12 protein-coding genes and 1 tRNA gene are annotated in these 13,026 nt (G+C 47.4%); 6 read left to right on the forward strand and 7 right to left on the reverse strand.

Going from position 1 to position 13,026, the window contains the following annotated elements:
- From DFP83_RS03600 to DFP83_RS03610, 3 genes are all read left to right on the forward strand, one after another.
- Positions 1-1,065: a DUF3080 family protein gene (locus DFP83_RS03600; protein WP_110573250.1), complete on the forward strand. Its 1,065-nt coding sequence runs from the start codon at positions 1-3 to the stop codon at positions 1,063-1,065.
- A 116-nt stretch (positions 1,066-1,181) separates the two neighbouring features.
- Positions 1,182-1,258: transfer RNA gene (locus DFP83_RS03605), tRNA-Val, on the forward strand.
- Between the two features lie 97 nt (positions 1,259-1,355).
- Positions 1,356-2,354 carry an NADP-dependent oxidoreductase gene (locus tag DFP83_RS03610; RefSeq protein WP_110573253.1) on the forward strand — a complete coding sequence of 333 codons (999 nt, stop codon included), beginning with the start codon at positions 1,356-1,358 and terminating at the stop codon, positions 2,352-2,354.
- A 46-nt stretch (positions 2,355-2,400) separates the two neighbouring features.
- Here the strand turns inward: DFP83_RS03610 and DFP83_RS03615 are convergent, their stop codons facing one another.
- Complete coding sequence (locus DFP83_RS03615) at positions 2,401-3,582, reverse strand: GGDEF domain-containing protein (protein WP_110573255.1); 1,182 nt, start codon at positions 3,580-3,582, stop codon at positions 2,401-2,403.
- 239 nt (positions 3,583-3,821) lie between these two features.
- Here DFP83_RS03615 and DFP83_RS03625 point away from each other — a divergent pair, with 239 nt between their 5' ends.
- Positions 3,822-4,535, forward strand: a complete 714-nt coding sequence (locus tag DFP83_RS03625; RefSeq protein ID WP_110573259.1) for a restriction endonuclease — start codon at positions 3,822-3,824, stop codon at positions 4,533-4,535.
- 1 nt (position 4,536) lies between these two features.
- Here the strand turns inward: DFP83_RS03625 and DFP83_RS03630 are convergent, their stop codons facing one another.
- The 6 genes from DFP83_RS03630 to zwf form a co-directional block, all read right to left on the reverse strand.
- Positions 4,537-5,238, reverse strand: coding sequence for a dUTPase (locus DFP83_RS03630; RefSeq protein ID WP_110573261.1), 702 nt, complete (start codon positions 5,236-5,238; stop codon positions 4,537-4,539).
- Positions 5,239-5,373: 135 nt separating this feature from the next.
- Complete coding sequence (locus DFP83_RS03635; protein ID WP_110573263.1) at positions 5,374-5,931, reverse strand: bifunctional 4-hydroxy-2-oxoglutarate aldolase/2-dehydro-3-deoxy-phosphogluconate aldolase; 558 nt, start codon at positions 5,929-5,931, stop codon at positions 5,374-5,376.
- A gap of 8 nt (positions 5,932-5,939) precedes the next feature.
- Positions 5,940-6,956, reverse strand: a complete 1,017-nt coding sequence (glk, locus tag DFP83_RS03640) for a glucokinase (RefSeq protein ID WP_110573265.1) — start codon at positions 6,954-6,956, stop codon at positions 5,940-5,942.
- Complete coding sequence (edd, locus tag DFP83_RS03645; protein ID WP_110573267.1) at positions 6,957-8,780, reverse strand: phosphogluconate dehydratase; 1,824 nt, start codon at positions 8,778-8,780, stop codon at positions 6,957-6,959.
- A 9-nt stretch (positions 8,781-8,789) separates the two neighbouring features.
- Positions 8,790-9,494 carry a 6-phosphogluconolactonase gene (gene pgl, locus DFP83_RS03650; RefSeq protein ID WP_241971574.1) on the reverse strand — a complete coding sequence of 235 codons (705 nt, stop codon included), beginning with the start codon at positions 9,492-9,494 and terminating at the stop codon, positions 8,790-8,792.
- Positions 9,487-10,950 (reverse strand): glucose-6-phosphate dehydrogenase, encoded by a 1,464-nt coding sequence (gene zwf, locus DFP83_RS03655; protein WP_110573269.1) that lies wholly within the window; start codon positions 10,948-10,950, stop codon positions 9,487-9,489. Before zwf ends, pgl begins: the two co-directional genes overlap by 8 nt.
- Positions 10,951-11,078: 128 nt before the next feature.
- On the opposite strand from zwf, the gene hexR reads away from it, so the two are divergent.
- Together hexR and gap are read left to right on the forward strand one after the other, a co-directional pair.
- Positions 11,079-11,939 carry a transcriptional regulator HexR gene (gene hexR, locus DFP83_RS03660; RefSeq protein ID WP_110573271.1) on the forward strand — a complete coding sequence of 287 codons (861 nt, stop codon included), beginning with the start codon at positions 11,079-11,081 and terminating at the stop codon, positions 11,937-11,939.
- A 12-nt stretch (positions 11,940-11,951) separates the two neighbouring features.
- Positions 11,952-13,010, forward strand: coding sequence for a type I glyceraldehyde-3-phosphate dehydrogenase (gap, locus tag DFP83_RS03665; protein ID WP_110573273.1), 1,059 nt, complete (start codon positions 11,952-11,954; stop codon positions 13,008-13,010).
- The last annotated feature ends 16 nt before the right edge of the window (positions 13,011-13,026 follow it).

Consider the following 13,026-nt stretch of genomic DNA (forward strand, 5'->3'; position numbering starts at 1 on the left):
ATGTCCTTAGTTAACAACTTCAGAATACTGACGAGTTTAAAGGTTTTAGCCGCACGACTCCAGTCAAAGCGACACGCTATCGCATGGGCTAGCGTCCTTTCCCTCGGTTTAGTCGCTGCCTGCTCACAGCCTTCTGGCTTGTCTAGCCTGCATGAATTGCATGATCGGGTAACATACACCTTGGATATTGAGTTGGCGCCGTTAACCTTTTCGGTGCGTCCGCCCGCATTGCCCGCCCCTCGCATGCTTAAACCCGTTCATGCGCCTACAACGATGAGTTTTTTAACAGCACTGCAGCTCAATCATTGTCGTGCGGGACAAATCATTGCTGAGCGTAATAGTTCGTTGGGTCGTCTTGATGACGGTCTATCTCGTTTCTACGATGACCAACGGCTCATCGAGGCATTACTGAGATGTTCTCAAGACCCACAGTCAGAGGCTTTTTCAGACGAGCTGGTTAAAGCCGCTCAGCAACTTGAGGAGCAAACAGCAACGCGTCTCGCACGCGCCATAGCAACCGATAAAGGGCTTCGGAATGTGATGACGATGGCATCAACGCCACTCACCACCATCTCGGACCAAGATTTTAGCCACAGCATGGAGGCGTTGAACACGGTAATTGCTTGGTTGCACAACCCGCGAGAGAGCACCGAGCTGACTGCTGCACTGCAAGTGTTAGCGCAGCAAGATTATATACCGAAGCTGATGCGCAGCGTTGCCGAGGCGACGGCGTTACTTGATCAGTTTACGCCGCAATTAGACGACTTAGCCAAGCATGCAGGTTGCCTATCGAAAGGCACTCCTGAGCGCGCCCGTCGCTTACATCAAGCCTTTATCACGGTGTTCATTAAGCAAACTCAAGCAGACTTAGCTGACCTTCAACGCCAATATCAACGCGTCAGCGAGGCATTTAATAGACTCGCAGCGCTGGTGCCTCAAGCTGAACTAACAGATTACCTAGTGCATTGGACTGCCTACAATACCCGTTTACCCGATACGACAAAAGCGTTTGTCCAGCCTTGGCAACAGTTCTTTGAAACCTGTGGGTTTCAAGCGGGTCGCTAAATTTCCACCAGTTTGATGATTAAACAAGCAAACGCACTGTTATCATTAAAAAAACACTTGCATGCTTAACCTCAAATCAATATGATAGCGCCCGTCTTAACGACATCCCAAATAGTGCGTCCGTAGCTCAGTTGGTTAGAGCGCTGCCTTGACATGGCAGAGGTCGGTAGTTCGAGTCTACTCGGACGCACCACTTCTCAGAATCTCACGTTTTTATTTAATGACCTTTGATCCGCTCAAGTTGTTCTATCCGTAAGTTCCGCACACACTTAATTGTTTCGAGGAACTTCATGAGTCAATATAAAGCGATTAAATTAGTCAAACGACCTCAGCCAGGTCCTGTCTCTCAAGATATCTTTGAGGTTGTTGAGCTTGATCGTCCGAATGTCGAAAACGGCCAACTACTGATTAAACAAACCCATATGTCGCTTGATCCAGCCATGTTCGGTTGGATGAGCCCAGATAGAGAAAGCTATATTCCCCCCGTTGAACTAGGCTCTGTTATGCGCAGTTCAGGGGTGGGTGAAGTCGTCGCCAGTAAACACCCGGACTTTTCCGAAGGTGACCGTGTCATGGGTATGATGGGTTGGCAGGAATATGCTCTGAGCGATGGGCAAGGCATTAACAAAGTACAAACGGATGCACCGGATGAAATGGTACTGTCGGTATTTGCCCTACCCGGCCTGACCGCAACTCAGGGCCTTCTCAATGTTGGCAAACCTAAGCAAGGTGAAACATTGGTGGTCACAGGTGCAGCTGGATCCGTAGGCTCAATTGTCGGTCAAATGGCAAAAGCGGATGGTCTCACCGTGATTGGTGTAGTCGGTTCAGACGAAAAAGCAGAGTGGATTGTTAACGAACTTGGGTTTGACGGCGCAGTCAACTACAAGACTGATGACATTCCCACCAAGTTAGCTGAATTAACGCCAAATGGCATTGACCTCTATTTTGAGAATACCGGCGGTCCGATTCAACATGCGGTCATGGGACGCATGAATGCACATGGGCGCGTGGTTGTCTGTGGCATGATCGCGGATTACGATAAAGAGCAACCAAGCCCAGGCCCTAGCTGGGTTCCTATCATCAAGAAGCGACTCAGTATTCAAGGCTTCACCATGCCTGATCATTTTGATCAGATCCCGAGTCTACTGCAGCAGTTAACACCTTATGTTACGAAAGGCGATATTAAGTATCGCGCTCACGTTTTAGAGGGATTAGAGTCGGCCATTGAAGGACTGAATATGTTCCTGTCTGGTGAGAACCAAGGTAAATTGTTGGTTAAGCTGTAACGCCGAGCGGTCGCTTGCACGCTGCGTGTCAGCGACCCTATCTCATTCACTGTGTTGCCTCAACACGATTACGCCCGCTTCGTTTTCCTTTGTAGAGCATCTCGTCAGCTTGCTGAATAAGTTCGTCTAACATGGTTTCGTCGCGTTTAACCGCGATGCCAATGGTCACACTGAGTGAAATACCGTCAAGCGGTTCTGCCAATTCGATAGTCGCGACACATGATTTTAGCCGCGTAGCAACGCTAATAGCCTGTTGGCATTCGATGTTCGGCATGGCAACAATAAACTCTTCCCCCCCAAACCGACCTATCACGTCTACTTCGCGCAATGCACATCGTAACGTCGACGCCACCTGTTTGAGTACGATATCACCCTGCATATGTCCCCACGAATCATTAATTCGCTTAAAGTGATCAATATCAATCATCAGTATGCAAAAAGCAGAGTTATCATGTCGGGCGCTTCGCAACAAACCTTCTGCACGCTTAATAAAATGACTACGCGTTGCCAGTCCAGTCAGCGCATCTTGTTCGGCGAGCATGCGTAACTGTGCTTCTAATGCGCGACGATGTTCGACTTCTTGCTGTAAGCGTGCATTTTGTTCACGCTCGTCATTAAGCAGTGAAAACTGTCGACGTTGCAAAAGCTCAAGCCGCAGTAACGCACAATACCCGACAATATTAGCCATAGCGAGTAATAGCGTGAGTCGCATCGTGGTTGTGATCGGAACGTCTACAAATATAACAGCCGCGCTAATAAAGCCAACACTGAGAAAAACACTCGCGCAGGTAGCGATGCTAAGTACGTTTGGAATCAGTAAATAAAATGCCATGGTAGCAACGACGACGGCGGTGATTTGAGTCAGTAAACTTTCAGGACGCAACGGAATAATTACAACGATACCCGTTGCCAATATCCAAAGTGGTATCGCATGAAGCAGCGGTCTAGATGACAAGCACCCCACTCGACCGATGATAACTGCCAATGCAATACACGCGAGCACGACCGAAATACGCATCGCCGCGAGCGCGTAGAATCCAGATGTATCACCGAGCAAGTTGTAATCGGTGATGGTGAACATCGCAAAAATGAGTGCAACAATAATGAGTGCTAACCGCGTATCACGTCTGACGGTCAGTTTTATCGACTCGCGATAACGCGCTTCCTGCTCGGACTCTTTGAACTGTCCAGTGAGCCAACTGATGTTGTACTTTTTATTTAATGGCAAGATTAAGTCCCTTTAACAATTCATTGATCGCTCAATGATCAACATTAATAAATCAAGCACTTCCTTTAGACAACGATCATGCGATGCGTCAAGAATAATAAACCAAATTTCTACATTGATTGTAATCACAATAAGCGTTGAATGGCTATAAAATAGTTGCGTATTATCATTCTGTTTGCTAGTTAAATAAAACAGTGCGCAGGGAACGCCCACTCATATCGTGTATCCAAGGATGGAAGATGACAAATACGACGCTTAATTGGGAACGGTTTTTTACTGTCAGGCTCTCTAAGTGGGCTTGGTGCGTAGGTCTTTTATTAGCACCGCTTATTTATTCGGGGTCAAAGATCTACCAAAACCATTACAAAAGCAATTATTTTGGTGTTGAAAGGCATGACCTAGTCACATTTGTATCTCACGTTGAGTATGAGCTGTATCACGTAATTATTCCGATTACCAAATATGCAGTACCCGCATTACTTATCCTTCTGAGTTTATTACATTTACTTTTAGTTGTATCACAAAAACAGCACGCTCAACTGCCGCGAGAACCTAAAAAATATAGTAGGATTGAAAACATAAACGGATCGATTCTAGAACGTGTCGTCGGTGATTACTTTCGTGAGCAGGGATTCACGGTGAAACCCTGGCAAGCGAACTTCGATAGTGTATGCGACTTAGTCGTCGAAAAAAACGGGGCGCAATATCTCGTGACTTACGACTACTGGCGAACTGATAGCATCAATTTTGCCAATGTGCTTGACCTATTTGTTGAAGTGCTCTCGAACAATATGTCGGGCGCATACATCGTTACATCAAGCCAGTTTACAGAAGCGGCCAACGCATTCTTGAGTACCAAGCCTATTGACATTATCAGCGGGACATCGTTACGCAGCTTTCTGCGCAGCTCAAAAAAATATCGTGGAAACCTGAGAAACCGAAACGCTGGGTAGCTCACGCAATATGGTCATCATAATAGTTAGTAAGCAATGCGATCGCTTCATCTAATGGCGTGTTGCTTTTTAGAATATCGTTATTGCCAAGCAACAAACGCATCATCACTTGGTTATCTTCTTCGTCGTGCCACATTTTAATGTAGCTGCCATCTTTGTAACCACGCTGCTGCCGCACGTGGTTTAACGCATTCTTACCCACGTAACTGACATAAACGGCTTCTGCGCTGCCGTAGGCCTGATACAGCATATTAAACAGTTGGGTCAGTGACTCATTACCAAAGCATAGAGGTCGACCTAGATCGGGACGTCCTTCAAGTGCGGTATGTCGCAATAACCATTTAGCATCAAGCGCTTCGTCGGCATTTGCCCTAATACTTGCTTCAGCTAGCTTTAACGCAGCCGTTTCAACCGGGCTAGCACTTCCATCCTGGACCAATACTTCAATCACATCAGATACCGCGAAATGCAGCACGTCAATCAACTCCATATTCGCTTGCTCATGGTCGGCTTGTTGTTTTTTCCACCACTTGTAGCCTAAGTGATCATAACGTTCGCCAAGCTCAACAATCACAGCGGCAAAATCATCACGAGCAAGTGTGGGTGCCATTGGCCAATCAGCGTCTAATCCTTGGTTGAACTGAGTCTGTAATTTGGCAATTTGCTGGGCTTGATTCACCGTCAATTGAGTGTCAATCGGCATGAGAGGATCCTTGATTGATGAGCGCTGACATAAGACCTTGTATAGTATCGTTTCGAGCGATATCCATGCAACTTAAACAAGGATTTGAAAGAGGCTACATGCACACACTGCGCATATAGCCGAGTGAGGATCACGCTAAGGCATTATCCAAGAACCGCCAACACAGCTCACATTCGGTAATGCGAGGTAGTCTTGGTAGTTACTTTCATTAATGCCCCCCGTGGGACAAAAACGAATATCAGGAAACGGACCATGAATTGACTTGAGAAGCTTGACGCCTCCCACAGCTTCTGCTGGGAACAGTTTAAAATGGTCGTAACCATATTCCATGCCCGTCATAAGCTCAGAGACCGTGGCAATCCCGGGAATTAATGGAATATCCGCGGCCTTACCGGCCTCGAGCAATGTTGGCGTAGCACCCGGGCTGATCGCAAATTGAGCGCCTGCGGTTTGTACTTGCGTCAGCTGAGTGGTATTTGTCACCGTGCCGGCGCCAACAATTGCATCAGGCAACTCTCGACGCATTTCTTCGATGGCATGCAAAGCAGCAGGGGTGCGTAAAGTCACCTCAAGCACTTTAAAGCCTTGTTTACAAAGGTTACGACCAAGTGGTACGGCCTGTTGAATGTCGTTAATAACGATAACAGGGATAACACGGGACGCATTAAATATATCATTAGCAGTATATTTCATCAGGATCCTCAATCAACATCGGCAGTCGCAGGTGCTTTGCGCAATGTCTGTTTTAAGTATTGAGCTACGCCGCGCATACCAGCATGCTCAGCAGTGATCACGTAGCATGGGATCGATTCGGCTAAGTTGCAGAAGCGCCCTTTTTGTTCAAACCGTGTTCTAAACTCAGAACCCGCCATCAGTGGCAATAGTTTTGGAACCACGCCTCCAGCGATATATACCCCGCCACGCGTATTAAGGGTTAACGCTAAATTACCCGCAAAACTGCCTAAGCTAGCAAAGAACTGATTGACAGTTTCAGTCGCAATCGCATCGCAACCGGTTAGCGCCCGAGCACCGATTGTTTTGGCGCGTAACGGCGGGACCGCGCGGTCATGATAATGCGCTATCGCTTGGTAGAGGTTCTCAATACCCGGTCCGGAGAGTAGCCGTTCTGCCGATACGCGACCATCAAAGCGACGTGCTAAAAATTCGTGAATAGCCCACTCTTTTTCGTTGAGTGGTGCCCAATCAGCATGACCCCCCTCACCTGGCAGGGGCATTACATCGCCGTTTGGTAAGTACACTAAGTGACCTACCCCCAAACCAGTACCTGCACCTAGCACAGCACAAGGAGCGGACTCAATTTTCTTACCGCCACCAATTTTTTTAGTCTCGCCTTTCGCCAACGTCAATAAACTCATCGCCGCTGCAGCAAAATCGTTAAGCACAATAAAACTTGTAAGGCCTAACGCTTCACGAGTACCACGCACTGAAAATTGCCAGTGGTGATTGGTCATCTGAATCGAATCCCCCTCAGCGGGGCAAGCTATCGCTATCGCCACGTGCTCTAAAGCGACGTCTTGTTGGTCGCGATACGCAATCAGCGCATCGGTCAGATTCAAGTAATCCGCACACGGAAATACTTGTATACGGTCGAGTTCAAAGGTTTTTAAGTTAATACGACCAAAGCGCGCGTTGGTGCCACCAATGTCAGCGACTACGGCAAAATTCGTGCTGAGGTCGAGTTTTGAGTCGTTTACCATTTACTGATCTTCCCTAAAAAGCACGGATGCGCCTGACTCAGCGCCACTAAAAATGTCTCGGAAGTTACCAAACAACTCCCGGCCCATGCCAAATTGATACTCAGATAAATCCGGCGCGACTATATCACGAGAATTTAATTCATTCTCGTCGACTAACACCTCTAACCGTGCGTTTTCAAAGTCAACACTGACCAAGTCACCATCGTTTATTTTTGCAATAACCCCCCCATCTAAGGCTTCAGGTGTGACATGGATAGCTGCGGGAACGGTTCCCGAAGCGCCTGACATACGGCCATCTGTTACCAGCGCCACTTTATAACCGCGTTTTTGAAGAACACTGAGTGAAGGTGTCAGTTTATGCAACTCTGGCATACCGTTGGCTTTAGGGCCCTGATAACGCACCACCACGACACAATCTTTGTTGAGTTTATCGGCTTTAAATGCCTCAACTAAGTCATGTTGACTGGTAAAAACCACCGCTGGCGCAGTAATCGATTTGCTACCCTCAGGTAATGACGATGTTTTGATGACCGCACGCCCCAAGTTACCAGCTAGGACCTCTAAGCCTCCATGCTCATTGAATGCTCGGGTGTGCGGTCTTAAAACATCCTCATCAAGAGATTCTTCTGCGATATCAACCCAGGTCAATTGACCCTCTTCCGTCAATGTTGGACGCTGTTGATATTTATCGAGCCCGTGACCCACCACAGTTTCAACGTCATCATGTAATAACCCTGCACGCAGTAGCTCACGAATTAGGAATGGCATACCGCCCGCGCGTTGGAAATGGTTAATATCCGCTTGTCCATTCGGATAGATGCGCGTTAACAGAGGGGTGACTGATGACAATTCAGCAAAATCATTCCAGTCAACCTGGTAACCCGCAGCCTTAGCTACAGCGATTAAATGCATTGTGTGGTTGGTCGAGCCGCCCGTCGCCAACAGTCCAATAATACCGTTAACAATGGATTTTGCCGTTACGATTTCGCCAATCGGGCGATAATCAGCACCCAGATCGGTAATACGCGTTACATGTTGTGCAGCCGCGCGGGTTAATTGCTCGCGTAACTCGCTTCCTGGGTTCACGAACGAAGCGCCCGGCAAGTGCAAGCCCATCATTTCGATAACGAGCTGATTTGAATTAGCTGTACCGTAAAAAGTACAGGTTCCTGCTGAGTGGTAAGATGCGGACTCGGCATCGAGCAATTGCTCTTTATCGACTTTGCCTTCCGCGTAAAGCTCGCGAATACGTGCTTTTTCTTTATTTGAAATGCCTGATGGCATAGGTCCAGCCGGTACGAAAATAAACGGCATGTGGCCAAAGCTCAGCGCTGCGATTAATAGCCCTGGGACGATTTTATCGCAAATCCCAAGCATCAAACCGCCATCAAACATATTGTGAGATAGGCTTACCGCTGTCGCCATAGCGATAACATCACGACTAATCAGACTCAATTCCATTCCAGGCTGACCCTGAGTAACGCCGTCGCACATTGCAGGCACACCACCCGCCACTTGCGCAACACTCCCGACATCACGGATTGCCTTTTTCAACTTCTCTGGATAGTCATGATAAGGCTGGTGGGCTGATAACATATCGTTATAAGCGGTCACAATACCAATATTCGCTTTGGTTAAACTGCGCAGTTCACCCTTCTCTGCTTGACCGCATGCAGCAAAACCATGCGCCAAGTTGCCACACGATAAGGCGCTACGATGAGGCCCTTTGCGACGCGCTTGCGTCATGCGCTCCTGATACGCATTGCGTGAGGCTTCGCTGCGCGCTTCAATACGCTGCGTTACACGTTCTACTATCGGATTCATAAGCACCTCTTAGGCGGCTGAATAATAAACATCTATCGGCGTTGATCCTGCGTGAATTAGATCACTGATAGGATATTTTGTTGGGTCTGGCCGCTCCATGGCGGTTTGTAGCACTGACCACTTTTCATCGCCTGTGATGTGGAAAAATACATGATGGCTGTTCAACAACCGCTGTTTAGTTAAGCTCAAGCGGTTGTATGGCGCTGTGGTGGGCTGCGTAGCGATCAGCGCGTTAGACTGCGTTAAACCAGCCTCTAACTGCGCACAACAGGGAAATAACGATGCCGTATGGCCATCATTGCCCATGCCCAAAACAACAACATCAAATTTAGGTAATGCCGCGACTTTCGCTTCTAAAGCCGCTGCCGCATTACTGGCTTGCTCATGGCCGGTAAATAAACTCACGTACTTTGCGGCACCTACTTTATTTTTCAATAAACAGGTCTTAATTAACTTGTCGTTACTATCGTCTGAATCTGGCGAGACCCAACGTTCATCGGCCAACAAGATAGTCACTTTTGACCACTCTATATCCTTTTCATTAAGTGCAGCGAACAATGGTTTTGGAGTACGTCCACCAGACACAACAAGTGTCGCCTCGCCACGTTGTTCAATTGCTTGAGCAAGCAGTTCTGCAATTCGCTCGCTCAGTGAACTTGATAATGCTTCATTGCTGTCAAAAGTATTCACCTTGATATCCTCTTTGTTATTCATCCCACTGCCTTCCGTCATGCGCTAGTAAAGAAACCGCTGATACAGGTCCCCAAGTGCCTGCGTGATAGGGTTTTGGTGGTTGTTCGTTTTGTTCCCAAGCGGCTAATATGCCGTCAACCCAGCGCCAGGCGTACTCCACCTCGTCGCGGTGCACGAACAAATACTGGTTACCCTGCATGGCTTCCAGCATAAGTCGTTCGTAAGCGTCAGCGATGCGCTTTTTCTCAAACGTTTCGTCAAAACTTAAATCGAGTGTAGTGGCTTTCAAATGCATCTGTTTACCCAGTCCTGGGATCTTATTCAGCATTTGTACTTCAACACCTTCGTCTGGTTGCAGACGAATAACGAGTTTATTGGGCTGTAAATCGGCAGTGGTGTCGTTAAAAATATTGTGTGGTTGCTTCTTAAACGTGATAACCACCTCGCTACGTTTTTCTGGCATACGCTTACCGGTACGCAGGTAAAACGGCACACCCGACCAGCGCCAATTATCAATATTCACCTTCAGTGCAACGAAAGTTTCTGTGTCACTGTTCTGGCGCGCGCCCTCTTCCTGCAAGTAGCCAGGCACTTTTGTCTCACCACTAAAGCCACCTTGATACTGACCGCGCACCGATACATCTTTTGAGTTGGCTGCATCGATAGGTCTTAGTGCCTTCAATACCTTGAGTTTCTCTTCTCGAATACTTTCAGCATCCAGCCGCGATGGCGGCTCCATCGCTATCAACGAAAGCACTTGAAGAAGATGGTTTTGCACCATATCGCGTAACTGACCGGCGTCGTCGTAATATCCCCAGCGACCTTCTACGCCGACTTTTTCGGCAGCAGTAATCTGAATATGGTCTATCGCTGAATTGTCCCAATTAGAAGCGAATAGCGCATTGGCAAAGCGAAGAGCAAGCAAATTGAGTACGGTTTCTTTACCCAGATAGTGGTCAATTCGGTAGATTTGGCTTTCTTGAAAGTACTTTGCAACCGCTTGGTTAATTGTTTGTGATGAGGCGAGATTATGACCAATTGGTTTTTCTAAAATCACTCGGGTGCTTTCACTAATCAGAGCATGGCTACTCAAACCAGCACAAATTGTGGCATACAGACTCGGTGGCGTTGCAAGATAAAACACGCGGTCGACATCTTCGACGGCAGCGGCTTTGAGTGCTTGGTATGCTTCAGTTTTGGAGAAGTCCATTTCGACATAATGAAAGCGCTTACAAAAACGCATCAGCACGTCGTCGACGAGTTCTTCGTCAGCCACGAATGTTTTCAGCGTTTCTTTTACACGCGCTTCAAATTGACTGTCGCTCAAACTATCTCGTGCGACGCCAATAATTTTACTGTCCTGATGCAATAACCCACTGCGGTCTAGTTGATAAAGCGCAGGGATTAATTTGCGCCGCGACAGGTCACCCAGTACCCCGAATAACACCAAATCACTGCGTTGCAAACTATCTGTCATGCATGCCTCGATAAATTTTAGTTGCGTGTTTTTGTAACTTTACTACATTTAGACTAGTGTAAAGGCGTCAAGTTTGTCAATATAACAAATAATTTCGTAACTAAATTACAAAATGAGTCGTATCACCTATGGATTTGATAAATCGCATTTCGTCAGAGCGGAGTCAGTTTAGTAAGTCTGAACGAAAGGTCGCTGAATTAATCTTGCATGAGCCTGAGCAGGCTATTCATCGCAGTATAGCCAGCTTGGCAGCGTTAGCGGATGTGAGTGAACCAACCGTTAACCGGTTTTGCCGTCGCCTTGGCTGTAAGGGTTATCCAGATTTCAAACTGCAACTGGCGCAAAGTTTGGCGCAAGGCACGCCTTATGTGAACCGCGATATTGAAGAAAGCGATAATGTTGATCAAATCACGCAAAAAATCTTCGACTCTACGTTAAACGCGCTCAATATTGCTCGTCAATCACTCGACAGCCGCCCTATTACAGCTGCTGTAGAGACAATGGTTGCCGCTCGTAAAATAGCGTTCTTTGGCTTCGGCGCATCCGCGTCAGTAGCCCATGACGCTCAAAACAAGTTCGCACGGTTCGACACTCCGTCCGTGTTTTCCGACGATCTGCTTGTACAACGCATGTGGGCAATTAATAGTGAGCCTGGCGATGTATTGGTTTGCATCAGTCACACGGGTCGAACTAAAGCACTTTGCGAAATAGCGGCGATCGCATATGAAAACAAAGCGACCGTGATTGGCATCACCGCGGCACACAGCCCGCTCTCGGACAGTTGTCACTTTACGGTTTCCACCAATGTACCCGAGGATACTGACCAATACATGCCCATGGCATCACGTATCGCTCAGTTGGTTCTTATTGACGCCATCATCGCCGGTTACACATTACAGCGTGGCCCAGAATTTAGAGAGAAACTCGCACGAGTAAAAGAGGGGTTAAAAGGCTCCCGTTACAGTAAGCAAACCACAACAAAACAATAGTTAGGAGTAGTTATGCCCATTCGTATAGCAATTAATGGATTTGGTCGAATTGGAAAAAACATCGTTCGTGCACTCTATGAACGCGGGCTAAGCGATCAGATTGAACTCGTTGCAATCAACGACCTCGGTTCACCAGAAGTACTAGCGCATTTATTACAGTTCGATACTGTTCACGGTCGGTTCAATGCAAGCGTAGCAGCTCACGAAAACGCTTTGACAATCGATGACCACTCGGTACAAGTATATGCTGAGCGTGACCCAAGCCAATTACCATGGCAGTCCCTCGACATTGATGTTGTGCTTGAGTGCACTGGCTTGTTTACCGAACGTGACAAAGCACAAGCACACATTGATGCAGGTGCAAAAAAAGTGTTGATTTCGGCTCCAGGTAAAGGCGTTGATGCCACTGTGGTTTATGGCGTGAATCATGATGTGTTAACCGCCGAAATGGATATCGTCTCGAACGCTTCGTGCACGACTAACTGCTTGGCTCCAGTAGCGAAAGTATTACACGAATCACTTGGCATTGAATCAGGGCTTATGACCACGGTACATGCCTACACAAATGACCAACGACTTACCGATTCCTATCATTCAGACCTACAGCGTGCACGTGCCGCCGCACAAAATATGATCCCATCTAAAACAGGTGCAGCTGCGGCCGTTGGTTTAGTTATCCCAGAGTTGCAAGGTCGGTTTGACGGATTAGCAGTTCGAGTGCCTACACCCAATGTCTCGCTTGTAGATTTAAATTTTATCGCGGGTCGGGATACCACGGTTGAGGAAGTCAACGAGATTGTCAAAGCAGCTGCAAATCAAGCGCCGCTCAAACACGTTCTTGAAGTCAACGAACTACCTTTAGTGTCGTCAGACTACAATCATAATGCACATTCTAGTATTTTTGACGCGCGTCAAACTCGCGTTAATGGACGTCTAATTAAGGTCATGGCGTGGTATGATAATGAATGGGGCTTTAGTAATCGTATGCTTGATAATACAATAGCCTTGATGGGTACGGCGTCCAAAAAGGTTGTCACAAATTCTAAACAAGAAGTTAATACCACACATTGACGTTGTTAGTTTTTTG

Source organism: Idiomarina fontislapidosi, assembly GCF_003226255.1.
Classification (GTDB): domain Bacteria; phylum Pseudomonadota; class Gammaproteobacteria; order Enterobacterales; family Alteromonadaceae; genus Idiomarina; species Idiomarina fontislapidosi.

What these genes read in the sequence shown, in the direction of transcription:
- DFP83_RS03600 (WP_110573250.1), top strand. Translation starts at nt 1, where the DNA reads ATGTCCTTAGTTAACAACTTCAGAATACTGACGAGTTTAAAGGTTTTA.
- DFP83_RS03610 (WP_110573253.1), top strand. Translation starts at nt 1,356, where the DNA reads ATGAGTCAATATAAAGCGATTAAATTAGTCAAACGACCTCAGCCAGGT.
- DFP83_RS03625 (WP_110573259.1), top strand. Translation starts at nt 3,822, where the DNA reads ATGACAAATACGACGCTTAATTGGGAACGGTTTTTTACTGTCAGGCTC.
- DFP83_RS03630 (WP_110573261.1), bottom strand. Translation starts at nt 5,238, where the DNA reads ATGCCGATTGACACTCAATTGACGGTGAATCAAGCCCAGCAAATTGCC.
- DFP83_RS03635 (WP_110573263.1), bottom strand. Translation starts at nt 5,931, where the DNA reads ATGAAATATACTGCTAATGATATATTTAATGCGTCCCGTGTTATCCCT.
- glk (WP_110573265.1), bottom strand. Translation starts at nt 6,956, where the DNA reads ATGGTAAACGACTCAAAACTCGACCTCAGCACGAATTTTGCCGTAGTC.
- edd (WP_110573267.1), bottom strand. Translation starts at nt 8,780, where the DNA reads ATGAATCCGATAGTAGAACGTGTAACGCAGCGTATTGAAGCGCGCAGC.
- pgl (WP_241971574.1), bottom strand. Translation starts at nt 9,494, where the DNA reads ATGAATAACAAAGAGGATATCAAGGTGAATACTTTTGACAGCAATGAA.
- zwf (WP_110573269.1), bottom strand. Translation starts at nt 10,950, where the DNA reads ATGACAGATAGTTTGCAACGCAGTGATTTGGTGTTATTCGGGGTACTG.
- hexR (WP_110573271.1), top strand. Translation starts at nt 11,079, where the DNA reads ATGGATTTGATAAATCGCATTTCGTCAGAGCGGAGTCAGTTTAGTAAG.
- gap (WP_110573273.1), top strand. Translation starts at nt 11,952, where the DNA reads ATGCCCATTCGTATAGCAATTAATGGATTTGGTCGAATTGGAAAAAAC.